This is a genomic window from Oerskovia turbata, from assembly GCF_000718325.1.
Classification (GTDB): Bacteria; Actinomycetota; Actinomycetes; order Actinomycetales; family Cellulomonadaceae; genus Oerskovia; species Oerskovia turbata.
In genome coordinates, this window is record NZ_JOFV01000013.1 from 18,944 (window position 1) to 41,422 (window position 22,479).

The window sequence follows — 22,479 nt, forward strand, 5'->3', positions numbered from 1 at the left end:
CCTGACCCTGGTCGTCCTCGCAGGCTGCACGTCAGGGGGAGAGCCGCAGCCCGGCCCGAGCGCCGTGCACGAGACAGACGGTGGCGGGACGAGCGCACCGTCGGACCCGACACCGAGCCCGACCTCGATTGCCGCGGACGGAGCGGGGGCCGGCGCCCAGGAAACGCCCGAGGTGACAGGACCCGCGGACAACCCCGACGAGTACGTGCCTGACCCCGAGGAGCTGCGCCGGGTGCTCGTCGACACCTACACACCGCTCATGGTGCTCCAGCCCCAGGGCTTCTCGGCGTCCCACCGGTTCCCGGCCCGTGACGGGTGGACCGTCCTGAGCTCGAACGGGAGGTGCGCCCTGTCCACCACCACGACCGCGGCCCCGACGGACGGCCCGACGGACGACGTCCCCGGTGCTGCGCGGGACGCGTCGTTCGCGGTGCTCCGGGACATCCTCGCCGCCGAGCGGGGAGCGTGGAACGAGTCCGCGGAGTCGGAGTCCCTCGTGTTCGGCGAGGAACGGACCGAGCCACGGAAGGGGGCCAACGTCGCGACCCAGGAGTGGACCGTCGAGCGCGCGGGTACACCGGTCCGGAGCAGGGTCCTCGCTCGAGCGACCACGCGGCCGAGCTACTCGGGGGTGACGATGCGGACCAGCACCGTCCTGTCCTTCGAGTGCACGGGCACGACGATCGACGAGAAGGCGTGGACCACCGTGCTGGAGTGGCTGCGCCTGCCGGCCACGGCGGCAGAGGCCGCAGGGGTCTGGCCCGGCGCCTGAGGCGTCCTGGGGCCGGCGGCCCCTCGGCGCTGACAGACCCTCAGTGCCAGCGGAACAGCTTGCCCGCTCCCCACCCGAGGGCCGCGGTCCAGCCGAGCAGCACGACCACCGAGAACGCGGGCACCTCGCCGAGGAGCAGCGCGCCCCGCATGGCCTCGCCGAGCGCTCCCGACGGGAGCAGCAGCGCGACCTGCTCGAGCGCCCCGGGGAGCTGGGAGGCGGGGACGAGCACGCCGCCCGCGACGGTCAGCAGGACGAGCAGCAGGTTCGCGACCGCGAGCACGCCCTCGGCGCGCAGCGTCCCCGCGAGCAGGAGCGCGAGGCTCGTGAACGCCGCGGTGCCGAGCAGCACCGCGAGCAGTGCCGGCAGGATGCCCGCCGGGTCCGGGGACCAGCCGAGCGCGAGCGCGACCCCGCCGAGCACGACCACCTGGACCAGCTCGACCGCGAGCACCCCGAGGATCTTGCCCGCGAGCAGGCCCCCGCGGCCCAGCGGCGTCGTGGACAGCAGCCGCAGGACCCCGTTGCGGCGGTCGAACGCCGTCGCGATGGCCTGTGACGTGAACGCCGTCGACATGACGGCGAGCGCCAGGACGCCCGGTGTCACGAAGTCGATGCGCGAGTACCCCTGCGTGTCGAGGTCGATGAAGGACGTGCGAGCGAGCCCGACGAGCAGCATCACGGGCAGGATGATCGTCACGAGCAGCTGCTCGCCGTTGCGCAGGATCATGCGCGTCTCGAACGCCGTCTGCGACGCGACCCGGCGCCACGCGGGGGCCGCGCCGTCGGTCGCGGGCGGCGCGGCGGACGCGGTGGGCCCCGAGGCGACCGGTCCGGTCGTCGTCTGGTCGGTCATCGGAGCTCTCGTCCTGTCAGGTCGAGGAACACGTCCTCGAGGGTGCGGCGGCCGATCGTCAGGCGCGAGGCGAGCGCACCCTCGTCCGCGAGCCACGCGGTCACGACGGCGACGGTCGACGGGTCGACCGGCCCGGTCACGCTGTATGAGCCGGGCTGCGTCTCGGTGACGGTCCACGCGGAGGCGGGCGACGTCGTCGGGCCGGACTCGACCCGCTGGCGGAGCGCGCCGGTGTCCAGGCCCTCGCGCGCCTCGAGACGCAGCGTGCGGTTCCCGTCCGCGGACGGGCCCGCGTGCAGGAGGTCGGAGGTCGCACCCGAGGCGATGACCTGTCCGTGGTCCACGATGTACACGTGGTCCGCGAGGTCCTCGGCCTCGTCCATGAGGTGCGTCGTCAGGACGATCCCGACGCCGTCCGCGCGCAGCTCGCGCACGAGCTCCCACACCGCGTGCCGGCTCTGGGGGTCCATGCCCGCGCTCGGCTCGTCGAGGAACACGACCTCGGGTCGACCCACGATCGCCGCGGCGAGCGCGAGGCGCTGACGCTGACCGCCCGACAGGCGCCGGACAGTCGTCCGGGCGAAGCTCGTGAGCCCCAGGCGTTCCGTGATCTCCGCCACGTCGCGAGGGTTCGCGTACATCGACGCGACGTGGTGCAGCATCTCGAGCGCGCGCACGCCCGTGGGCAGCCCGCCGTCCTGGAGCATGACCCCGACCCGCGGGCGCAGGTCGCGCGCGTTCAGCAGAGGGTCGAGCCCGAGGACCCGCACGCTGCCCTCGTCGGGCGCTCGCAGGCCTTCGCAGCACTCGATCGTGGTGGTCTTGCCGGCCCCGTTGGGGCCGAGGACGGCGGTCACGGCGCCTCGGGAGGCGGTCAGGCTCAGGTGGTCGACGACCGCCCGGCCGTCATAACGCTTGACCACGTCCTGGAGGACGACGGCGGGGGAGTCGGGCACGGTGGCGATTGTAGGGGAGCGGGCTGGGGGCGGCTGTGAGGTACGCCTTGCTTGCGCCGGAACATTTAGCGCATGAGACTGTTACCTATATCGATGACGCCTCCCGGGACCGTGCGCGCCCGCGGCCAGGCACGAAGAACCCAGCAGACCGACGACGTGGAGGTGAGGCATGAGCGACGACGCACGCACTGCCGGCGCCGTGCCGCCCGCAGGCCCCGTCACCCTCCAGGGCTCGCACGACACGCACGTCCCGCCCGACGGTGACGGCACCACGCGCGAGCGCGTCCTCGCGCTCATCGTCTCCGACGGTCCCGTGAGCGCTGCCTCGCTCGCGACCGACCTCGGCCTCACACCCGCAGGTGTCCGACGTCACCTCGCCCAGCTCGAGGCCGACGGGCTCATCGCCGTCCACGACTCGGGCGCGGGCACCGGGATGCGCGGGCGTCCCGCCCGCCACTACGTCGCGACGAACCGCGGCCAGTCCGAGCTCTCGGGGGCCTACCCGGACCTCGCGACCCAGGCGCTGCGCTACCTGCGCGACGTCGCCGGGGAGGACGCGGTCGAGGAGTTCGCGCACCGCCGCCTCGCCGAGCTCACCGACCGCTACGCGAGCCGCATCACGGCCGACGACGTCGCGGGCCGCGCCGAGCAGCTCGCCACGGTCCTCGCGGAGGACGGGTTCGCGGCGAGCGTGCGACCCGTCGCCGGCACCGCGACCGTCCAGCTCTGCCAGGGACACTGCCCGGTCCAGCACGTCGCCGAGGAGTTCCCCCAGCTCTGCGACGCCGAGGCCCAGGTCTTCTCCCAGCTCCTCGGCTCGCACGTCCAGCGGCTCGCGACCCTCGCGGGCGGCGGGCACGCCTGCACGACCAACGTCCCCGTGCTCCCCGCGGCGACCCGCGCACCCGAGGCGAGCGACGCCGTCGGGCACCAGACCACCGGACGCCGTGCCACCGCGCGCGGACCGCGCGCCCCGGCGCACCCTCCAGCACGACACCCCGAACCGACAGGTTCATCGACCACCGCCCCACCGCCCCCCTCCGTCGTCGACGGAACGTGGAAGGAATGACATGAGCGCTCCCACCCAGGACACCGCCGGCGTGTCCCAGAGCACCGGCCAGTCCGACGAGGAGATCATCGCCTCGATCGGCTCCTACGGCTACGGCTGGCACGACAAGGACGACGCCGGCGCGACGGCGCAGCGTGGCCTCTCCGAGGCGGTCGTGCGCAACATCTCCACGCTCAAGAGCGAGCCCGAGTGGATGCTGAACTACCGCCTCAAGGCGCTGCGCCTGTTCGACAAGAAGCCCATGCCCAACTGGGGCAGCGACCTGTCGGGCATCGACTTCGACAACATCAAGTACTTCGTGCGGTCCACCGAGAAGCAGGCGACCTCGTGGGACGACCTGCCCGAGGACATCAAGGAGACCTACGACAAGCTCGGCATCCCCGAGGCGGAGAAGCAGCGCCTCGTCGCGGGCGTCGCGGCCCAGTACGAGTCCGAGGTCGTCTACCACCAGATCAACGAGGAGCTCGAGAAGCAGGGCGTCATCTTCCTCGACACCGACACCGCGCTGCGCGAGCACCCCGAGCTCTTCCAGGAGTACTTCGGCACCGTCATCCCCTCGGGTGACAACAAGTTCGCCGCGCTCAACTCGGCCGTGTGGTCCGGCGGCTCGTTCGTCTACGTCCCCCCGGGCGTCCACGTCGAGATCCCGCTCCAGGCCTACTTCCGCATCAACACGGAGAACATGGGCCAGTTCGAGCGCACGCTGATCATCGCGGACGAGGGCTCGTACGTGCACTACGTCGAAGGCTGCACCGCCCCGATCTACTCGAGCGACTCGCTGCACTCCGCGGTCGTCGAGATCATCGTCAAGAAGAACGCCCGCGTGCGCTACACGACCATCCAGAACTGGTCGAACAACGTGTACAACCTCGTCACCAAGCGTGCGACGGCCGCCGAGGGCGCGACGATGGAGTGGGTCGACGGCAACATCGGCTCCAAGGTCACCATGAAGTACCCCGCGATCTACCTGCTCGGCGAGCACGCCAAGGGCGAGACGCTGTCGATCGCGTTCGCGGGCGAGGGCCAGCACCAGGACGCGGGCGCCAAGATGGTGCACGCCGCCCCCCACACGTCCTCCTCGATCGTCTCGAAGTCCGTGGCGCGCGGCGGTGGACGCACGTCCTACCGCGGCCTCGTCCAGGTCCTCGAGGGAGCGGAGCACTCCGCCTCCACCGTTCTGTGCGACGCGCTGCTCGTCGACCAGATCTCCCGGTCCGACACCTACCCGTACGTCGACGTCCGCGAGGACGACGTCTCGATGGGTCACGAGGCGACCGTGTCGCGCGTGAGCGAGGACCAGCTGTTCTACCTCATGTCCCGAGGCATGGCAGAGACCGAGGCCATGGCCATGATCGTGCGCGGGTTCGTCGAGCCCATCGCCCGTGAGCTGCCCATGGAGTACGCGCTCGAGCTCAACCGCCTCATCGAACTGCAGATGGAAGGGTCCGTCGGCTAAATGACTACTACTGCGAGCACCACACAGACCGAGCCGGTCGGCCTGAGCACGGACCACTCCCAGGCCGTCCAGGACGGCGCTCACTCGCACGGGGTCGGCGGCACGCCGCAGGGCTCCCGCGCCGAGCGCATCACCTCGTTCGACCCGGCCGTCATCACCGAGCCCACGGGCCGCGAGGAGGAGTGGCGCTTCTCCCCGGTCAAGCGCCTCGCCCCGCTGTTCTCGACGGCGCTCGGCAGCGCCGGCGTGCGCACGACCGTGGTCGACGCGCCCGAGGTCACGGTCGAGATCGTCGGCCGGGACGACGAGCGGCTCGGCCGCGCGGGCGTCCCGGGCGACCGCACCGCCGTGACCGCGTGGAACGCGTTCGACGAGGCGACCGTCGTCACCATCCCGGCCGAGGCCGTCGCCAGCGACGTCACGTCCGTGCGCATCGAGGGCCTGACCGACGAGCCCACCGCGACGCACCTGCTGGTGCACGCGCAGCGGCACAGCGAGTCCGTCGTGGTCATCGACCACGTGGGCTCCGCGACGCTCACCGAGACCGTCGAGATCGTCGTCGAGGACGGCGCGCACCTCACGGTCGTGTCCGTGCAGGACTGGAGCGAGGGCGCCGTGCACGCGAGCTCGCACCGCGCACGCATCGGCCGCGACGCCAAGCTCAAGCACGTCGTCGTGACGTTCGGCGGCGACGTCGTCCGTGTGACCCCCGACGCCGAGTTCACCGGCACCGGTGGTGAGGTCGAGATGGTCGGCCTGTACTTCGCCGACGCCGACCAGCACCAGGAGCACCGTCTCTTCGTCGACCACGCCGTCCCGAGCTGCAAGTCCCGCGTCACCTACAAGGGCGCGCTGCAGGGCGAGGGCGCGCATACGGTCTGGGTCGGCGACGTGCTGATCCGCACCGAGGCCGAGGGCACCGACACCTACGAGCTCAACCGCAACCTCGTCCTGTCGGACGGGGCGCGCGCGGACTCCGTGCCGAACCTCGAGATCGAGACCGGCCTCATCGAGGGAGCCGGGCACGCCTCGGCCACCGGTCGCTTCGACGACGAGCAGCTCTTCTACCTGCAGGCGCGCGGCATCCCCGAGACCGACGCGCGTCGCCTCGTGGTCCGCGGCTTCTTCGCCGAGCTCATCCAGGAGATCGGCGTCCCGTCGGTCGAGGAGCGCCTGCTGGAGTCGATCGAGGCCGAGCTCGCCAAGTCGATGAGCGTCATCGAAGGCCGGTGACCCGACCCGCATGACTGCACAGCTTGCTTGCATGACCGACGACGTAGCGCCCGAGGAGGCGCTGCGTGTGGAGCTCGAGGGCGAGAGCGGCCCCGTCGAGGTCGCGGTCGTCCGCGACGGCGACGGGAACTGGCACGCCATCTCGGACATCTGCTCCCACGGTGCGGTCTCGCTGTCCGACGGCGAGGTCGAGGGCTGCTTCATCGAGTGCTGGCTGCACGGCTCGCAGTTCGACCTGCGGACCGGCATGCCCACCGCGCTGCCCGCGATGCGCCCCGTGCCCGTCTACCCGGTCACGATCGACGGCGAGCGCGTGCTCGTCGACATCGACCAGACCGTCTCCCCGTCCTGACCCCCTGAACTTTCTCGAATACTGGAGAACACCACATGTCCACTCTGGAGATCCGCGACCTGCACGTCAGCGTCGAGACCAAGGAAGGGCCGAAGCCGATCCTGCGCGGCGTCGACCTGACCATCAACGCGGGCGAGACCCACGCGATCATGGGCCCCAACGGCTCGGGCAAGTCGACCCTCGCGTACTCGATCGCCGGCCACCCCAAGTACACGATCACGAGCGGCACCGTGACGCTCAACGGCGAGGACGTCCTCGCGATGACCGTCGACGAGCGTGCCCGCGCGGGCATGTTCCTCGCCATGCAGTACCCCGTCGAGGTCCCGGGCGTGTCCGTCTCGAACTTCCTGCGCACCGCGAAGACCGCGATCGACGGCGAGGCCCCCGCGCTGCGCACGTGGGTCAAGGACGTCAAGGGCGCCATGGAGAACCTGCGCATGGACTCGTCCTTCGCGGAGCGCTCGGTCAACGAGGGCTTCTCCGGCGGTGAGAAGAAGCGCCACGAGATCCTGCAGATGGAGCTCCTCAAGCCCAGCATCGCGATCCTCGACGAGACCGACTCGGGCCTCGACGTCGACGCGCTGCGCATCGTCTCCGAGGGCGTCAACCGCGCCAAGGAGTCCACGGACGTCGGCGTGCTGCTCATCACGCACTACACGCGCATCCTGCGCTACATCAAGCCCGACTTCGTGCACGTGTTCGTCGACGGCCGCATCGCCGAGGAGGGCGGCCCCGAGCTGGCCGAGCGCCTCGAGAACGAGGGCTACGACCGCTTCCTGACGACGGGCGCGGCCACGGCCTGACCTGTCCAGCCGCCCGCCGGTCCGCCGGCGGGCACCTGACGAACCGAGGAGACCACCGATGACCACCACCCACACCGTGCGGGCAGGGCTGAGCGCCACCGAGCTCGCCGCCGTGCGAGCCGACTTCCCGCTGCTCGCCCGCACGGTGCGGGGTGGTCGTCCGCTCGTCTACCTCGACTCGGGCGCCACGTCGCAGAAGCCGCAGGTCGTCCTCGACACCGAGGTCGACTTCTACGAGGAGCGCAACGCCGCGGTGCACCGCGGCGCGCACCAGCTCGCGGAGGAGGCGACCGAGGCGTTCGAGGACGCCCGGTCCGCGGTCGCCCGCTTCGTGGGGGCCGACGCCGACGAGATCGTCTGGACCTCCGGGGCGACCGCCGCGATCAACCTGGTCGCGTACGCGCTGTCGAACGCGACGATCGGTCGCGGGGGAGAGGCGGCCCGCCGCTTCGCCCTGGCCCCGGGCGACGAGATCGTCCTGACCGAGGCCGAGCACCACGCCAACCTCGTGCCGTGGCAGGAGCTCGCCGCGCGCACGGGCGCCGTGCTGCGCTGGTTCGACGTCGACGACGACGGGCGCATCCGCGTCGACGAGGCGGACTCCGTCATCACCGAGCGCACGCGCGTGGTCGCGTTCACGCACGCCTCCAACGTGACGGGCGCGATCACGCCCGTCGCGCCGATCGTGGCGCGGGCCAAGGAGGTCGGGGCGCTCACGTTCCTCGACGCGTGCCAGTCCGTGCCGCACCTGCCCGTGGACCTGCACGCGCTCGACGTCGACTTCGCGGCATTCTCCGGCCACAAGATGCTGGGACCCACGGGTATCGGGGCGCTCTACGGGCGCCGCGAGCTGCTCGAGGCGCTGCCCCCGGTCACGACCGGCGGGTCCATGATCGAGGTCGTCACCATGACGGAGGCGACGTACATGCCGCCGCCGCAACGCTTCGAGGCCGGCACGCAGGCCGTCGCGCAGATCGTCGGGCTCGGCGTCGCCGCGCAGTACCTCGACGAGCTGGGCATGGAGAACGTCGCGGCCCACGAGCACGACCTCGCGGTCGAGCTCCTCACGATCGCCGACATCCCGGGCGTGCGGATCATCGGCCCTGCCGTGCCGGAGGACCGTCTCGCGGTCGTCTCGTTCGTCGTCGAGGGCGTCCACGCGCACGACGTGGGGCAGGTGCTCGACGCCGCCGGGATCGCCGTGCGCGTCGGTCACCACTGCGCCCAGCCCCTGCACCGCCGGTTCGGGATCGCCGCCACGGCGCGCGCCTCCGCCTCGGTCTACACCACGTCCGAGGACGTCACGGCGTTCCGGGAAGGTTTGGCGGGGGTCCGGGCGTTCTTCTCAGTGGACTGACACACGCACGTCCACGTCGACCGTGGGCGCCTCGCGGCCCGTCACGTCCCCGCTTTCCAGCGCACCGCAGGATGTACCGAAGGAGCAGGACCCCAGCAATGAGCAGCTCGTTGGAGCAGATGTACCAGCAGGTCATCCTCGACCACGCGAAGTCGCCGCACGGGCGAGGGTTCGTCGACCTGTCGGAGGGTCACCTCCACGGTGAGTCGCACCAGATCAACCCCACGTGCGGCGACGAGGTCACGATGCGCGTCGAGTTCGACACCGCCGACCCCAAGGTCCCGACCATCTCGAGCGTGAGCTGGGAGGGCCAGGGCTGCAGCATCTCGCAGGCCTCGCTGTCGGTGCTCACCGACCTCGTGACCGGTGCGCCCGTCGCCGAGTCCGAGCACCTGGGTGACCTCTTCCGCCAGCTCATGCAGTCACGCGGCAAGGGACTCGACGAGGACCTCGAGGACGAGCTCGGGGACGCCACGGCCTTCACCGGGGTCGCGCAGTTCCCGGCCCGCATCAAGTGCGCGCTGCTCGGCTGGGCCGCGCTGCGTGACACCCTGGCGACGTCGGGAGTCCTCGCAGGCTCGGACGCCCCCGTCGCCGACCCGGCCTCGACCGCAACCCCCTTGCCCGCCCAGTCACCTCAGGCACCTCAGGAGAACCGATGACGACCGAGACCCCCGCCGCCGCTGCGGCGCCGACCCCGCCGACCGCGGCCGACGTCGAGGAGGCCATGCGCGACGTCATCGACCCCGAGCTCGGGATCAACGTCGTCGACCTCGGCCTCGTCTACGGCATCCAGGTCGACCAGAACAACCACGCGGTCATCGACATGACGCTCACGTCCGCGGCCTGCCCGCTGACCGACGTCATCGAGGACCAGACCGCGCAGTCCCTCGACGGGCTGATCGACGGCTTCCGCGTCAACTGGGTCTGGATGCCGCCGTGGGGCCCCGAGAAGATCACGCAGGACGGCAAGGACCAGCTGCGCGCGCTGGGCTTCAACGTCTGACTCGGGTCGCTGAACGCTGAGTCGCCGACCAGCGCCCGCCCGACCTGCGACGAACGCGATCCTGGCTCGGGGACTGAAGCGGACTGAGATGGCCTCAGCGGTCATCTCAGTCCCTCCAGTTCCCCCCTGGAGTTCTGGCCGTCGAGCAGGTCGGGTCCCGGATGCACCGACAAGACCAGGCCATACCATCCGTTACGCTCACACCCGACACGTCGTCGCTCGGACTGGGAACGCGAACGGAGACAGCAAGGTGGGAGTTCTCTCCAAGGCGCTGGCCGGAGGCGCGGCGATCCTGATCGGCGCGGGGATTCGCGCGTTGTTGCGTGACGCTCAGGAGACCAAGCGTCGCAAGTCCTCGCCGCTGCAGTTCGACGACGGTCTGGCCGCTCAGGACTTCGCCCATCTCGCGAGCGAGGTCGCGAGCAGGACCCCCCGGGTGACGAAGGCCGATGTCACCGGGATGACAGTCGGGCTCGTGGTGCGATCGAACAGCGGCCTGACGACGTGGTCAGCCGAGATCGACTTCAACGACTACGGACGACTCACCGGCGCGTACTGGCTGACCTCGGAGAACGATCAGTCCCCCATCCCCACGTTCTTCGCCGACGCTCTTCAGGACGAGATCTACCAGAGGGTCGCGTCTCGACGCGCGTGACGTGCGTCGCGGCACCCGAGGGTCATGCCTCTCCGGGTCGCGTCCACCCGCCGGTGGTTGCCAGCGGCGGCCCCTCCAGGACGCGCGGCCGGTACTCGACGAACTGGATGCCGGTGTCGAAGGTGCGGTGGTCGGTCATCTCGAGGGCGACGTCGGGATAGCCGTCGTAGATCCGCTCGGCTCCGGTCGCGCCGGTGATCACAGGGAACATCCCGACCCGGAACCGGTCGACGAGGCCAGCCCGCAGCAGTGACCGTGCCAGGCTGAGGCTGCCGATCGTGCTGAGGATGCCGTCCTCGGCATCCTTCATGGCGCGGACCGCGTCCACCGCGTCGCCGCGCACCAGCGTGGAGTTCGCCCACGTCAGCGGCTCGGCGAGCATGCTGGAGAAGACCACCTTCCGTGCCGCCGTGAGCTCGTCGACCGACGCCTCCTCGTCGGCCGTGAACTCGTCCGTCCCCGCCGGCATCTGGCCGGCCGCGAAGCCCGACATCAACCGGTACGTGTTCGCGCCCATCAGGTAGGTGACCTGGGGTTGCTCCCCGAGCCACGCGAGATACTCGGGGCCTTCGAGCCCCCAGAATCCGGGCCAGCCCTCGCCCGACGCGTAGCCGTCGAGCGAGGTGATGAAGTCGATGAGCAGCTCTGCCATGGTCCGTCCCCGTCCTAGTCATTCCCCTGAGGTGGCGCCGCCTGGCGGCGGCCTGGTCTCCTCACTGAGACGGCGAGACGGCCGTTGACTCATCGGTGCGGGGCGTTCAGAGCCTCGACGCCTCCAGCGCGTTGCAGTCCTGGAACGTCCCGCCCTCGTAGCCCGTCATGAACCAGCGCTGGCGCTGCTCGCTCGACCCGTGCGTCCATGCCTCGGGGTTCACCGAGCCGGTCGCGGCCTCCTGGATACGGTCGTCGCCCACGGCCGACGCTGCGGAGAGTGCGTCCTTGAGCTCGTCCGGGGTGATCTCCTGCAGGAACGGCAGACCGGTGTCCGGGTCGATCGTCGTTGCCGCGTTTCCCGCCCACATGCCCGCGAGACAGTCGGCCATGAGCTCGATGCGCACCGAGTCGGACTCGGGGCCGGTCCCGGAACGGTCCGCCGACGCCATGACGCCGGAGAGCTGCTCGATGTGGTGCCCGAACTCGTGCGCCGTGACGTACTCCTCGGCGAGCGGGCCGCCCGAGGAACCGAAGCGGTTGCGCAGCTCGTCGAAGAACGAGACGTCGATGTACACGGCCTGGTCGGGCGGGCAGTAGAAAGGGCCCACCGCGCTGGTCGCCGCGCCGCACCCCGTCTGGGTCGACGCCGTGAAGCTGTAGACCTCTGGAAGGACGTACTCGACACCGATCTGTGCGGGGAGCGTCTCGGCCCAGTAGGCGTCGAGCGACTGGGCGGTCGCCGACAGCCGGCACTCACGCTCGGTGTTGGCCTGCTCGGCCGTGCAGTCCTCGACGAACTGCTGCTGCGCGGTGTCCTCGGCGCCGGAGGGCTGGACCACCTGGTCGCTCACCGTGCCGAGCACGCTGCCCAGATCGCCCCCGTTGAGGAGCGCGACCACGACCGCCACGAGCACGGCCGCGATGCCGCCGCCCGCGATCACCGGTCCCTTGCCGCGCCCGCCCTTGCGGACGCGACCACCCTCGAATGAGCCACCCTCGTTGAACGTCACGGGTCAACGCTACTCGTCACCACAGGTCACGGCGCCCGGCAGGGACGAGGTGAGCGCCGCCGTCGGGCAGGCCGGGGCCGAGAACGGGGCTGAGGCCCCACCCGCGCCCGGAACGGCCACAACACCGTTCCCGGCACCCGGGGGTGAGCGGCAGACGCGCACTGTGACGGACCAGCCCGCGAAATCCCGTTCCGTCCGCGGGCTCCCGGCACTAGAATCGGTGGCGTTTGTGTCTCGCGCACAGCGCGACCGCGCGAACCCCTACGCCCCCTGAACACCTCACCATCCTGCCGGAGGAACTCTCTGTGATCACTGCCCACGCCGTCGAGCTGCGCGTCGGCGCCCGCGTCCTGCTGGACGAGGCGTCCTTCCGCATCGCAGCCGGAGACCGGATCGGGCTGGTGGGTCGCAACGGAGCGGGCAAGACCACCCTGACGAAGACCCTCGCAGGGGAGACCCAGCCGACGGCCGGGCAGATCGTGCGCACCGGCGAGGTCGGCTACCTGCCGCAGGACCCGCGCACGGGCGACCTCGACGTGATCGCGATGGACCGCGTGCTCTCGGCGCGCGGGCTCGACGTCCTCGTGCGCAAGATGCGCGAGACCGAGGGGGAGATGGCGAGCGCCGACGCGGACACGCACCTTGCCGCGATGGAGCGCTACCCCAAGCTCGAGGAGCGCTTCACGGCCGCAGGCGGGTACGCCGCGGAGAGCGAGGCGCAGCGCATCACGTCGAACCTGGGCCTCGACGACCGCATCCTCGCACAGCCCCTCAAGACGCTCTCGGGTGGCCAGCGCCGACGCATCGAGCTCGCGCGCATCCTGTTCTCAGGCGTCGAGACCCTGCTGCTCGACGAGCCGACCAACCACCTCGACGCCGACTCCATCCTGTGGCTGCGCGACTACCTGAAGAACTACTCGGGCGGGTTCGTGGTCATCAGCCACGACGTCGAGCTGCTCTCGGCGACCGTCAACAAGGTCTTCTACCTCGACGCGACACGCGGCGTCCTCGACCAGTACAACCTGGGCTACAAGGCGTACCTGGAGCAGCGCGAGACCGACGAGCGCCGTCGTCGCCGTGAGCGCGCCAACGCCGAGAAGAAGGCCGGCACGCTGCTCGCGCAGGCCGAGAAGATGCGCGCCAAGGCGACCAAGGCCGTGGCCGCGCAGAACATGATCAAGCGCGCCGAGCGCATGCTCTCGGGCCTCGAGGGCGAGCGCGTGAGCGACAAGGTCGCCAAGCTGCGGTTCCCGACCCCGGCACCGTGCGGGCGCACGCCCATCACGGCCGAGGGCCTGTCCAAGTCGTACGGCTCGCAGGAGATCTTCGCGGGCGTCGACCTCGCGATCGACCGCGGCAGCCGCGTCGTCGTCCTCGGGCTCAACGGTGCGGGCAAGACGACGCTGCTGCGCATCCTCGCGGGCGTCGAGAAGCCCGACACGGGCGAGGTCATCGCCGGGCACGGGCTCAAGCTGGGCTACTACGCCCAGGAGCACGACACGCTCGACATGGACGTCACGGTCGTCGAGAACCTGCGGCACGCCGCGCCGGACCTCACCGACACCCAGGTCCGCTCGGTCCTCGGCTCGTTCCTGTTCTCCGGCGACGACGCGAACAAGCCGACCAACGTCCTGTCCGGTGGCGAGAAGACACGCCTCGCGCTCGCGACGATCGTGGTCTCCGGGGCGAACGTGCTGCTCCTCGACGAGCCCACCAACAACCTGGACCCGGCCTCGCGCGCCGAGATCCTCGACGCGCTCAAGAACTACGAGGGCGCCGTCGTCATGGTCACCCACGACGACGGCGCGGTCGAGGCGCTCTCCCCGGAGCGCGTCCTCCTGCTGCCCGACGGCGACGAAGACCTGTGGAACGACTCCTACGCGGAGCTCATCTCCCTGGCCTGACCTGCTGGAACGACGAACGGCCCGCCTGCTCCGAGGAGCAGGCGGGCCGTTCGACGTCCCCGGCGGTTTCATGGTGCCGGGCAGTCCGCCCGGTCAGGGACGGCTCTCGGGGAGCTGCGCGTCGATGAGCGCGTCCTCCTCCTCCTCGGCCGTGGGACCGCGCTTGCGGCGCGGTGCGGTCTCGCCCGGCGCACGGCCCGACGCCCGCTGCTCGCCGAGCAGGTCGCCCGCAGTCACGGTCTCGCGCTTCTCGCGGCGGATCAGGATGAGGAACCCGCCGATCGCACCCGCGGCGAAGACGAACCACTGGAACGTGTACGACAGGTGCGAGCCGGGGTCGGTGTCCGGGACGGGCAACGAACGCAGCGAATCCGCCGGAGCGGGGTCCTCGGCCCGGAGCGAGCCGTATGCGCCCACGGTCGCCCCCTCGGCCCACGCGGCGCCGTCGGGCCCCTCGGCGAGGACCTGGGCCGTGTTGATGGCCTGGACCTGCCCGGCCGGGGCGTCGCGACGCGACGCGGGCTCGTCCGCGCGCAGGCTGACCGTCACCTCGACCGTGCCGGCCGGGGGAGCGGGCACCGCGTCGGGGGCGCTCGCATCGGCACCCAGGGGCACGAAGCCGCGGTCGACGACCATGACGACCTTCTCGCCGCCGTCGGTCGGGGCCGTCACGAACGGCACCAGGACGTGGAAGCCGGCCTTGCCACCCGCCGGACGGTTGCGCAGCAGCACCGTGGCGTCCTCGACGTAGGAGCCCTCGAGCGTCACGCGCTGCCACACGTCCTGCGGGTCCAGGACCGCGCCCGGGCCGTCGAGCACGTCGGTGAGCGGCACGGGCTCCGCGTCGTAGTTCGACTCGATGATCTCGATCTGCGCCGAGCGTGACTCGTACCGGTGCCACTGCCACCGGCCCGCGAGGACGCACAGCGCGGCGACGAGCAGGACCCCGAGCGCGAGCGTGACCCACTGGCGCACCGTGCGGGGCTCGGCCTTGGCGTCGCGCGACACGTCGTGCGCGAGCCGGGCCGCGTCGGGCTGCCGGGCGCCCTGCGAGGCGGCGGCCCCGTCGGGAACGGTGGGTCCTGAGCGGTCGTGGCCGGGGGAGGGGTGGGTCACAGCTCGGGCCGGCGCTCGAGGTCGGCGACGGGGACGGTCTGCTTCCAGAAGTCACGGGCGCCGAGGAACGTCTCGAGGTGCTCGCGGTGGTCGTCGCACGCGAGCCAGACCTTGCGACGCTCGGGCGTGTGGAGCTTGGGGTTGTTCCAGAGCAGCCCCCAGACGGCCTCGGCGGGGCAGCCCTTGCCGCTGCAGATCAGCTCACCCTCGTCGACGGGGTCGGCGAGGTGGAGGAGGTCAACCATCGTGCGGCTCCTGGTCGGTGGTTCGGTCGGTACTTTCGGTCGTCGGCTCGGCGGCCCGGTCGGCGGTCCGGCCCGTGGGACGGTCCGTGTCCGCCGCGGCGGGAGCGTCGTCGCGCACCCGGCCCTCGTCGTCGAGCTCGACGACCCGCCCGAGGCTCGGGTGGTCGGGCGCGGCCTCGACCTGGAGGCGTTCCATGGGTGAGACGTCGTAGGACTTCTGGTCGCGTCCGGCGTTGACGAGCAGCACGGCGACGTACGGCAGGACGATCGCGGCCCCGATCAGGACGAACGAGAACCACCCGTGGACGATCACCGCCGCGAGGAAGCACACGAGCCGGATCCCCATCTGGATGAGGTAGCGCTTGGTGCGCCGCGCCTGGTCCTCCGCGAGCGACTCCGGTGCGTTCGAGATGCTCGGCACCTGGTTGTTGCTGCTCACCCCTCCATCCTACGTTTGTCGGAACCCGACAAAGGACCTCGGTCGCCTGTGATGGTCCCTGCGCGCACGCGGTCCGGGGCGCGGGGTACGGTCGTGGCGGCGACATGCCGGCCGTGCGGGACCTCTCCCGCCGCAGGCGTCGCCTCCCAGCCACCCGAACGAGGAGATGTCGTGTCCGAAGCCCCCGCTTCCCCCGCCCCGCGCACCGTGGTCGTCACGGGCGCCAACCGGGGCATCGGCCGCTCGATCGCCGAGCGCTTCGTCGCCAACGGCGACCGCGTCGCGACGATCTACCGCAGCGGCGACCTCCCCGAGGGGGTCTTCGGCGTCGTGGGCGACATCACCGACACGGACGCCGTCGACGCGGCGTTCACCGCGATCGAGGCCGAGCTCGGCCCGGTCGAGGTCCTCGTCGCGAACGCGGGCGTCACGCGCGACCAGCTCCTCATGCGCATGACCGACGACGAGTTCGAGTCGGTCATCGACGTCAACCTCACGGGGACGTTCCGCTGCGTGCGCCGCGTCTCCAAGGGCATGATCCGCCTGCGCCGGGGCCGCATCGTCCTCATCTCCTCGGTCGTGGGCCTGTACGGCGGCCCGGGGCAGGTCAACTACTCGGCGTCCAAGGCCGCGCTGGTCGGCATGGCCCGCTCCATCACGCGCGAGCTGGGCGGGCGCGGCATCACGGCGAACGTGGTCGCCCCCGGCTTCATCGAGACCGCCATGACGGCCGAGCTGCCCGAGGAGCGCCAGAAGCAGTACAAGGCCAACATCCCCGCGGGACGCTTCGCCCAGGCGGACGAGGTCGCGGGCGTCGTGCAGTTCCTCGCCTCGCCCGACGCGGGGTACATCAGCGGCGCCGTGATCCCCGTCGACGGCGGCCTCGGCATGGGCCACTGAGTCCACCGGCACGCACGGACCGGGGCAGCCCGGACCGCCGCGCACGTCACCGGCGAGCCCAGCGTGTCCCTCGCCACACCGCTCGACCCGCCCAGAACTACCCGGGCGGGTCGTCCATGAGTACGCTCAAGCAGCGCACGACGAACGAACGGAAGAAGAACTGATGGGTCTGCTCGAAGGCAAGAAGCTCCTGGTCACCGGTGTCCTCACCGACTCCTCGATCGCGTTCCACGCGGCCCGGCTCGCACAGGAGGAGGGGGCCACGGTCGTGCTCTCCTCGTTCGGTCGCCAGATGAAGCTCACGCAGGCGTTCGCCAAGCGTCTGCCGGTCGAGGCGCCCGTCGTGCAGCTCGACGTGACGGACGAGGAGGACCTCGCGGGCCTGGCCGACGCGGTCCGTGAGCACGTCGACACGCTCGACGGCGTCGTGCACTCGATCGGGTTCGCGCCGCAGTCCGTCATGGGCGGCAACTTCCTCTCCGCGAGCTGGGAGGACGTCGCGACCGCTCTGCAGGTCTCGACCTTCTCCTACAAGTCGCTCGCCGTGGCCGCGAAGCCGCTCATGACGAACGGTGGTGCGGTGGTCGGGCTGACGTTCGACGCGCAGTTCGCCTGGCCCGTGTACGACTGGATGGGTGTCGCGAAGGCCGGGCTCGAGTCCGCGAACCGCTACCTCGCGCGCGACCTCGGCCCCGAAGGTATCCGCACGAACCTGGTCTCGGCCGGCCCGATCCGCACGACGGCCGCGAAGTCGATCCCCGGGTTCGAGCAGATGGAGGACGGCTGGCCCACGCGCGCCCCTCTCGGCTGGGACCAGATGACCGCGGAGCCTGCCGCACGCGCGGTCGTCGCTCTCCTGTCAGACTGGTTCCCGGCGACGACGGGGGAGATCGTGCACGTCGACGGCGGCGTGCACGCCATGGGTCTGTGACGAGAGGGACGAACGTGCGAGATGGCCGATCGGCGGCGGCGTTCGACGCCACCGGGTCCGGGGCACCGGGCCGTACGCACCGGTTGGTGCTGCTCCGGCACGCCAAGGCGGAGCCTGCGGGGGGCGTCGACGACGTCCTGCGCCCGCTCGCGCTCAACGGGCGGCGTCAGGCCGGCCGGGTCGGTGCCGCGCTCGCCCACTCCGCGCTCGTCCCCGAGCTCGTCCTGTGCTCCTCGGCGCTGCGCACGCGCCAGACCTGGGAGCTGCTTGCCGCGAACCTGGGCGACGTCGGTCCGGAGGTCGTGGTGACGGACACCCTGTACGCCGCGGGGGTCAAGGACGTCGTGGACCTGGTCCACGGGGCCGACTCCCGCGTGCGGACGCTCCTCGTGATCGGTCACGAGCCGACCATGGCGGCCACGGCGGCGCACCTGGCTTCGTCCGGCTCGGACTCGGGCGCCCTGGCACAGGTCCGCGTCGGGGTCCCGACCGCGACGTACAGCGTGCTGGAGTCCCTCACGCCGTGGAGCGAGTGGACCGACGGCGTCGCGGACCTGACGTACGTCGGGCGCCCCGCGAGCTGAGCCGAGCCGCGTCCTGACGGGCGGGCAGCACTACTAGGCACACAGTACGACGACGGCCCCTTCCTCCGCTGACCGGGGGAAGGGGCCGACGCCATGTGCGCCTCTCAGGCTTGCCCGTCGATGATCTCCAGCACCGCGTCGAGGCGCGGTCCCGGCACCGAGTAGGGCGCCTGGGCGACCACGACGGGCTTGGCGGCGAACGCGATCCCGATCCCGGCGGCGCCGATCATGTCGAGGTCGTTGGCGCCGTCGCCGATCGCGACGGTGTCCGCCATGTCGAGCCCCTCGGCGGCCGCGAGGTCACGCAGCGTGACCTCCTTGGTGGCGCGGTCGATCACGGGGCCGGTCGTGCGTCCGGTGAGGCGGCCGTCCTCGACCTCGAGGCGGTTCGCCCGGTAGTGCGTGATGCCCAGCCGTGCAGCCAGGGGGGCCACGATCTCCTCGAAGCCTCCTGACACGAGCGCGACGGTCCACCCGCGGCGCTGGAGCTCGGCGACGAGCTCGGGGGCGCCGGGCGTGAGCGTGACCTTCTCGAGCACGTCGTCGAACGCGCTGACGGGCACCCCGGCCAGGGTCGCGACGCGCTCGCGCAGCGACTCGGCGAAGTCGATCTCCCCGCGCATGGCACGTTCGGTGACGTCCGCGACGAGCTCGCGCGTCCCGGCGTGGTCGGCGAGCAGCTCGACGACCTCCTGCGTGATGAGCGTGGAGTCCACGTCCATGACGACGAGGCGGCGGGTCGAGGCGGAGCGGGCGGTCATGGTGCTATTCAACGATGGTTCCCTTGGGGACGACGGTGATGCCCGAGTCGGTGACCGTGAAGCCCCGGGCGCGGTCCTGCTCGGGGTCGAGGCCGATGCGGGCACGCTCGGAGACGATCACGTTCTTGTCGAGGATCGCGCGGTGGACCTGGGCGTGCCGCTCGACCTGGACGCCGTCCATGAGGACGGAGTCGGAGACGGACGACCAGGAGTGCAGGTAGACGCCGGGGGACAGGACGGAGCCCACGACGGTGGCGCCGGAGATGATGACGCCCGGGGAGACGAGCGAGTCCGCGGCGTGGCCCAGCCGGCCCTGGCCCGAGTGGACGAACTTGGCCGGCGGCAGGCCCACGTACCCGGTGTGCAGGGGCCACTCGTCGTTGTAGAGGTTGAAGACGGGCGTGATCGAGATGAGGTCCTTGTTCGCGTCGTAGTACGCGTCGAGGGTCCCGACGTCGCGCCAGTAGTCGCGGTCCCGGTCCGTCGAGCCGGGGACGTCGTTGCGGATGAAGTCGTAGACACCCGCGGTGCCGCGTGCGACGAAGGCCGGGACGATGTCGCCGCCCATGTCGTGGCGCGAGTCCGGGTCGCTCGCGTCGGCGGTCACGGCGGCCACGAGCGCGTCGGCGTCGATGACGTAGTTGCCCATCGACGCGAGGATCTCGCCGGGGGAGTCGGCCAGGCCGACGGGGTCGGTCGGCTTCTCGAGGAACGCGCGGATCTTGGTCGGGTCCTCGGGGTCGGTGTCGATGACCCCGAACTGGTCGGCCATGGAGATGGGCTGGCGGATGCCGGCGACGGTGAGCTCGGCGCCCGAGGCGATGTGCGCGTCGACCATCTGGGAGAAGTCCATGCGGTACACGTGGTCCGCACCGACGACCACGACGATGTCGGGGCGTTCGTCCTCGATGATGTTGAGGCACTGGTAGATCGCGTCGGCGCTGCCGAGGTACCAGTGCTTGCCCACCCGCTGCTGTGCCGGTACCGGCGCGACGAAGTTCCCGAGCAACGACGACATGCGCCACGTCTTGGTGATGTGGCGGTCGAGGCTGTGGGACTTGTACTGCGTCAGCACGACGATGTGCAGGTAGTGCGAGTTCACCAGGTTCGACAGCGCGAAGTCGACCAGGCGGTAGATACCGCCGAACGGGACGGCCGGCTTGGCGCGGTGGGCGGTGAGCGGCATGAGCCGGTTGCCCTCGCCACCGGCGAGGACGATTGCAAGGACACGTGGGGCGGCCATGGGCAAAACCATACGGCCCGGAGCGCGGTTCGTATCGCCGGAACCGCAGGGTGGGCGCTGCCCGTCCCACGACGTGGTGACGGTCGGTCGGGCGGTGCGGCGCGCACGAGCCCCTCGGACCGCGCTAGCGTGTGGCGCGTGAGAGTCGACCTGCTGACCCGTGAGTACCCGCCCTACGTCTACGGAGGCGCGGGCGTCCACGTCGCCGAGCTGTCCCGTGTGCTGCGCGAGCGCATCGACGTGCGCGTGCGCGCGTTCGACGGACCGCGCGCCGAGGAGGGCGTGACGGGCTACTCGGTCCCGGGCTCGCTCGCGTCGGCCAACGCGGTCCTGGGCACCTTCGGCGTGGATCTCGCGATGGCTGACGACGTCGCGGGCGCGGACCTCGTGCACTCGCACACCTGGTACGCGAACCTCGCAGGCCACCTGGCCTCGCTCCTGCACGGGATCCCGCACGTGCTCAGCGCGCACTCGCTCGAACCGCTGCGGCCGTGGAAGGCCGAGCAGCTCGGCGGCGGCTACGCGCTGTCGGGATGGGCCGAGAAGACGGCGTACGAGGCCGCGGCCGGCATCATCGCGGTCTCGGCGGGCATGCGTGCGGACATCCTGCGCTGCTACCCGGGCGTCGACCCGGCCAAGGTCCACGTGGTCCACAACGGGATCGACCTGGACGGCTGGCGCCGGCCAGAGTCGGGGGCGCAGGTCGCCGCGGCGGACCGAGTGGTCCGCGACCTCGGGATCGACCCCGAGCGCCCGGCGGTGGTCTTCGTGGGGCGCATCACACGTCAGAAGGGCCTGCCGTACCTGCTGCGGGCGGCCGCCGAGCTGCCCCCCGAGGTCCAGCTGGTCCTCTGCGCGGGGGCCCCTGACACCCCGGAGATCGCGACCGAGGTGAGCGACGCCGTCGCGCGCCTCGCGGAGCAGCGCACGGGCGTGGTCTGGATCGAGCAGATGCTCCCGCGCGAGGAGCTCGTCGCGGTCCTCGCGGCCTCGACGGTCTTCGTGTGCCCGTCGGTCTACGAGCCGCTCGGCATCGTCAACCTCGAGGCCATGGCCGTGGGTCTCCCGGTCGTGGGGTCCGCGACGGGCGGCATCCCCGAGGTGATCGACGACGGCGTCACGGGCCACCTGGTACCCATCGAGCAGGTCGACGACGGGACGGGCACGCCCGTGGACCCGGACCGCTTCGTGGCCGACCTCGCCGCGGCGCTCGTCGCGGTCGTGTCCGACCCCGAGCGGGCCCGTGAGATGGGCCGTGCGGCGCGCACCCGGGTCGAGGACCACTTCGCGTGGGACGCGATCGCGGGCCGCACGCTCGAGGTCTACCGCAGCGTGCTCGGGTCCGGCCCGGTCGCGTAGCGGGCCGTCGCGGCGGACATGGCCCGCCGTGCGGCCCGGTCGACCTCTCGCAGGGCGGTCGAGCGCTGGTCTGCCTGCCACAGGTTGACCGCGCCTCCGTCGTCGGCCGTGGCGAGGTCGACGATGGCCCGCAGGCGTGCGGCCTGCGCGAGCACGCGCAGGCGGCGCGCCTCGCTCTCGCCGCGCACTGCGGGCAGGGGCCAGTCGGGGGCGGTCGTGGACCGCAGCGACGCGATGGTCTCGGCCGCGTCCTCGCGCCAGCGCGCGACGTCCAGCGAGGCGAGGGCCTCGGTCGCGGTCAGGAGCGCCACGCGCAGGTCGCGCTCGGCGTCGGCCAGCGGCCCGACGGCGGCGAGCACCTGGGTGCGCCACGTCGGCACGGGTGTTGCGTGCCACGCGACGAGGTGACCCGTCTCGTAGACGCTCCCGAACTCCGTGACCTCGGGCACGAGCGCCCACGCGCCCTCGGCGGACTGCACGAGCAGGCACTCGCCCGCGTCGGTCGCGTCCGCGCTCACGGCGGCCGGCACCCCCAGGACGTCGCCGGGAGCAGGCAGCACCGCGCAGACCTCGACCGGGCCGCGGGTCCAGCGCGTGAGGAGACCGAGGAGCGTCGAGGCGTCGTCGGCCCCCTCGACGGTGTGAGGTTCGTCGTCCTGCCGGACGGCTGCGACGGCACGCCGGAGCAGCGCGTCGTCGGGCGCCTGGGCGGCGCCGGGCTGCGGGGCCAGGCCCTGCACCCACAGGGCGAGGACGACGGCGCGGGGGAGCGGGAGGGTCGAGTGGGATTCCACGTCAGCCAACCTATAGGGTCGTGT

The 22,479-nt window shown here is 71.5% G+C and carries 25 protein-coding genes; 15 read left to right on the forward strand and 10 right to left on the reverse strand.

Features of this window, described 5'->3' with window-relative positions; translation table 11 throughout:
- The first annotated feature begins 172 nt into the window (after positions 1–172).
- A complete protein-coding gene (locus IE95_RS0113860) occupies positions 173–772 on the forward strand; it encodes a hypothetical protein (protein WP_129429587.1) in 600 nt (199 codons plus the stop codon).
- Between the two features lie 40 nt (positions 773–812).
- On the opposite strand, the gene IE95_RS0113865 is transcribed toward IE95_RS0113860, so the two are convergent.
- Complete coding sequence (locus IE95_RS0113865) at positions 813–1,628, reverse strand: ABC transporter permease (RefSeq protein ID WP_030152215.1); 816 nt, start codon at positions 1,626–1,628, stop codon at positions 813–815.
- A complete protein-coding gene (locus IE95_RS0113870; RefSeq protein ID WP_030152216.1) occupies positions 1,625–2,584 on the reverse strand; it encodes an ABC transporter ATP-binding protein in 960 nt (319 codons plus the stop codon). Before IE95_RS0113870 ends, IE95_RS0113865 begins: the two co-directional genes overlap by 4 nt.
- A 169-nt stretch (positions 2,585–2,753) precedes the next feature.
- Here IE95_RS0113870 and IE95_RS0113875 point away from each other — a divergent pair, with 169 nt between their 5' ends.
- From IE95_RS0113875 to IE95_RS0113915, 9 genes are all read left to right on the forward strand, one after another.
- Positions 2,754–3,653: a helix-turn-helix transcriptional regulator gene (locus IE95_RS0113875; protein WP_084690283.1), complete on the forward strand. Its 900-nt coding sequence runs from the start codon at positions 2,754–2,756 to the stop codon at positions 3,651–3,653.
- Position 3,654: 1 nt separating this feature from the next.
- Positions 3,655–5,109, forward strand: a complete 1,455-nt coding sequence (gene sufB, locus IE95_RS0113880; RefSeq protein ID WP_030152218.1) for a Fe-S cluster assembly protein SufB — start codon at positions 3,655–3,657, stop codon at positions 5,107–5,109.
- On the forward strand, positions 5,110–6,342 hold the full coding sequence (gene sufD / locus IE95_RS0113885) for a Fe-S cluster assembly protein SufD (protein WP_030152219.1): 1,233 nt from the start codon (positions 5,110–5,112) through the stop codon (positions 6,340–6,342).
- Positions 6,343–6,352: 10 nt separating this feature from the next.
- A complete protein-coding gene (locus tag IE95_RS0113890; protein WP_030152220.1) occupies positions 6,353–6,694 on the forward strand; it encodes a non-heme iron oxygenase ferredoxin subunit in 342 nt (113 codons plus the stop codon).
- A 35-nt stretch (positions 6,695–6,729) separates the two neighbouring features.
- A complete protein-coding gene (gene sufC / locus IE95_RS0113895) occupies positions 6,730–7,497 on the forward strand; it encodes a Fe-S cluster assembly ATPase SufC (RefSeq protein WP_030152221.1) in 768 nt (255 codons plus the stop codon).
- A gap of 58 nt (positions 7,498–7,555) precedes the next feature.
- On the forward strand, positions 7,556–8,854 hold the full coding sequence (locus IE95_RS0113900; RefSeq protein WP_030152222.1) for a cysteine desulfurase: 1,299 nt from the start codon (positions 7,556–7,558) through the stop codon (positions 8,852–8,854).
- Positions 8,855–8,952: 98 nt separating this feature from the next.
- Complete coding sequence (gene sufU / locus IE95_RS0113905) at positions 8,953–9,516, forward strand: Fe-S cluster assembly sulfur transfer protein SufU (protein WP_051703129.1); 564 nt, start codon at positions 8,953–8,955, stop codon at positions 9,514–9,516.
- Positions 9,513–9,860 carry a metal-sulfur cluster assembly factor gene (locus IE95_RS0113910; protein ID WP_030152224.1) on the forward strand — a complete coding sequence of 116 codons (348 nt, stop codon included), beginning with the start codon at positions 9,513–9,515 and terminating at the stop codon, positions 9,858–9,860. Before sufU ends, IE95_RS0113910 begins: the two co-directional genes overlap by 4 nt.
- 250 nt (positions 9,861–10,110) lie before the next feature.
- A complete protein-coding gene (locus IE95_RS0113915; protein WP_030152225.1) occupies positions 10,111–10,515 on the forward strand; it encodes a hypothetical protein in 405 nt (134 codons plus the stop codon).
- 22 nt (positions 10,516–10,537) lie between these two features.
- Here IE95_RS0113915 and IE95_RS0113920 read toward each other — a convergent pair whose 3' ends face one another.
- Complete coding sequence (locus IE95_RS0113920) at positions 10,538–11,167, reverse strand: dihydrofolate reductase family protein (RefSeq protein WP_030152226.1); 630 nt, start codon at positions 11,165–11,167, stop codon at positions 10,538–10,540.
- A 106-nt stretch (positions 11,168–11,273) separates the two neighbouring features.
- Positions 11,274–12,179 (reverse strand): KPN_02809 family neutral zinc metallopeptidase, encoded by a 906-nt coding sequence (ypfJ, locus tag IE95_RS0113925; protein WP_030152227.1) that lies wholly within the window; start codon positions 12,177–12,179, stop codon positions 11,274–11,276.
- A gap of 305 nt (positions 12,180–12,484) precedes the next feature.
- Between ypfJ and IE95_RS0113930 the strand changes: the two genes are divergently transcribed.
- Positions 12,485–14,083, forward strand: coding sequence for an ABC-F family ATP-binding cassette domain-containing protein (locus IE95_RS0113930; protein WP_030152228.1), 1,599 nt, complete (start codon positions 12,485–12,487; stop codon positions 14,081–14,083).
- Positions 14,084–14,176: 93 nt separating this feature from the next.
- On the opposite strand, the gene IE95_RS0113935 is transcribed toward IE95_RS0113930, so the two are convergent.
- The 3 genes from IE95_RS0113935 to IE95_RS20190 are packed head-to-tail and all read right to left on the reverse strand — an operon-like array spanning position 14,177 to position 15,883.
- Positions 14,177–15,199 carry an SURF1 family cytochrome oxidase biogenesis protein gene (locus tag IE95_RS0113935; protein ID WP_338068455.1) on the reverse strand — a complete coding sequence of 341 codons (1,023 nt, stop codon included), beginning with the start codon at positions 15,197–15,199 and terminating at the stop codon, positions 14,177–14,179.
- On the reverse strand, positions 15,196–15,444 hold the full coding sequence (locus tag IE95_RS0113940; protein WP_030152230.1) for a hypothetical protein: 249 nt from the start codon (positions 15,442–15,444) through the stop codon (positions 15,196–15,198). Before IE95_RS0113940 ends, IE95_RS0113935 begins: the two co-directional genes overlap by 4 nt.
- The gene (locus IE95_RS20190; RefSeq protein WP_240666343.1) at positions 15,437–15,883 is read right to left on the reverse strand and encodes a DUF3099 domain-containing protein; all 447 of its coding nucleotides are present in this window, start codon (positions 15,881–15,883) and stop codon (positions 15,437–15,439) included. Before IE95_RS20190 ends, IE95_RS0113940 begins: the two co-directional genes overlap by 8 nt.
- Positions 15,884–16,054: 171 nt before the next feature.
- Here IE95_RS20190 and fabG point away from each other — a divergent pair, with 171 nt between their 5' ends.
- The 3 genes from fabG (at position 16,055) to IE95_RS0113960 (ending at position 18,298) form a co-directional block, all read left to right on the forward strand.
- Positions 16,055–16,783 carry a beta-ketoacyl-ACP reductase gene (gene fabG, locus IE95_RS0113950; protein ID WP_030152232.1) on the forward strand — a complete coding sequence of 243 codons (729 nt, stop codon included), beginning with the start codon at positions 16,055–16,057 and terminating at the stop codon, positions 16,781–16,783.
- A gap of 163 nt (positions 16,784–16,946) precedes the next feature.
- Positions 16,947–17,714 carry an enoyl-ACP reductase FabI gene (gene fabI, locus IE95_RS0113955; RefSeq protein WP_030152233.1) on the forward strand — a complete coding sequence of 256 codons (768 nt, stop codon included), beginning with the start codon at positions 16,947–16,949 and terminating at the stop codon, positions 17,712–17,714.
- A gap of 86 nt (positions 17,715–17,800) precedes the next feature.
- Positions 17,801–18,298: a SixA phosphatase family protein gene (locus IE95_RS0113960; RefSeq protein ID WP_240666341.1), complete on the forward strand. Its 498-nt coding sequence runs from the start codon at positions 17,801–17,803 to the stop codon at positions 18,296–18,298.
- A 104-nt stretch (positions 18,299–18,402) separates the two neighbouring features.
- Here IE95_RS0113960 and serB read toward each other — a convergent pair whose 3' ends face one another.
- Both serB and IE95_RS0113970 read right to left on the reverse strand, forming a co-directional pair.
- Positions 18,403–19,059 carry a phosphoserine phosphatase SerB gene (serB, locus tag IE95_RS0113965; RefSeq protein ID WP_030152235.1) on the reverse strand — a complete coding sequence of 219 codons (657 nt, stop codon included), beginning with the start codon at positions 19,057–19,059 and terminating at the stop codon, positions 18,403–18,405.
- Between the two features lie 4 nt (positions 19,060–19,063).
- Positions 19,064–20,302 carry a glucose-1-phosphate adenylyltransferase gene (locus tag IE95_RS0113970; protein ID WP_030152236.1) on the reverse strand — a complete coding sequence of 413 codons (1,239 nt, stop codon included), beginning with the start codon at positions 20,300–20,302 and terminating at the stop codon, positions 19,064–19,066.
- A 138-nt stretch (positions 20,303–20,440) separates the two neighbouring features.
- Here IE95_RS0113970 and glgA point away from each other — a divergent pair, with 138 nt between their 5' ends.
- Entirely contained in the window at positions 20,441–21,661 is a 1,221-nt protein-coding gene (glgA, locus tag IE95_RS0113975) for a glycogen synthase (protein WP_036572113.1), read from the forward strand.
- Here the strand turns inward: glgA and IE95_RS0113980 are convergent.
- Positions 21,625–22,455, reverse strand: coding sequence for a hypothetical protein (locus tag IE95_RS0113980; RefSeq protein ID WP_030152238.1), 831 nt, complete (start codon positions 22,453–22,455; stop codon positions 21,625–21,627). The two genes, glgA and IE95_RS0113980, sit on opposite strands and share 37 nt — an antisense overlap.
- Between the last annotated feature and the right edge of the window lie 24 nt (positions 22,456–22,479).

Coding starts and splice junctions, on each gene's coding strand:
- IE95_RS0113970 (WP_030152236.1), bottom strand. CDS start 20,302: ATGGCCGCCCCACGTGTCCTTGCAATCGTCCTCGCCGGTGGCGAGGGC.
- sufC (WP_030152221.1), top strand. CDS start 6,730: ATGTCCACTCTGGAGATCCGCGACCTGCACGTCAGCGTCGAGACCAAG.
- sufB (WP_030152218.1), top strand. CDS start 3,655: ATGAGCGCTCCCACCCAGGACACCGCCGGCGTGTCCCAGAGCACCGGC.
- IE95_RS0113940 (WP_030152230.1), bottom strand. CDS start 15,444: ATGGTTGACCTCCTCCACCTCGCCGACCCCGTCGACGAGGGTGAGCTG.
- fabI (WP_030152233.1), top strand. CDS start 16,947: ATGGGTCTGCTCGAAGGCAAGAAGCTCCTGGTCACCGGTGTCCTCACC.
- IE95_RS0113875 (WP_084690283.1), top strand. CDS start 2,754: ATGAGCGACGACGCACGCACTGCCGGCGCCGTGCCGCCCGCAGGCCCC.
- serB (WP_030152235.1), bottom strand. CDS start 19,059: ATGACCGCCCGCTCCGCCTCGACCCGCCGCCTCGTCGTCATGGACGTG.
- sufU (WP_051703129.1), top strand. CDS start 8,953: ATGAGCAGCTCGTTGGAGCAGATGTACCAGCAGGTCATCCTCGACCAC.
- IE95_RS0113865 (WP_030152215.1), bottom strand. CDS start 1,628: ATGACCGACCAGACGACGACCGGACCGGTCGCCTCGGGGCCCACCGCG.
- IE95_RS0113910 (WP_030152224.1), top strand. CDS start 9,513: ATGACGACCGAGACCCCCGCCGCCGCTGCGGCGCCGACCCCGCCGACC.
- IE95_RS0113920 (WP_030152226.1), bottom strand. CDS start 11,167: ATGGCAGAGCTGCTCATCGACTTCATCACCTCGCTCGACGGCTACGCG.
- sufD (WP_030152219.1), top strand. CDS start 5,110: ATGACTACTACTGCGAGCACCACACAGACCGAGCCGGTCGGCCTGAGC.
- IE95_RS0113900 (WP_030152222.1), top strand. CDS start 7,556: ATGACCACCACCCACACCGTGCGGGCAGGGCTGAGCGCCACCGAGCTC.
- IE95_RS0113890 (WP_030152220.1), top strand. CDS start 6,353: ATGACTGCACAGCTTGCTTGCATGACCGACGACGTAGCGCCCGAGGAG.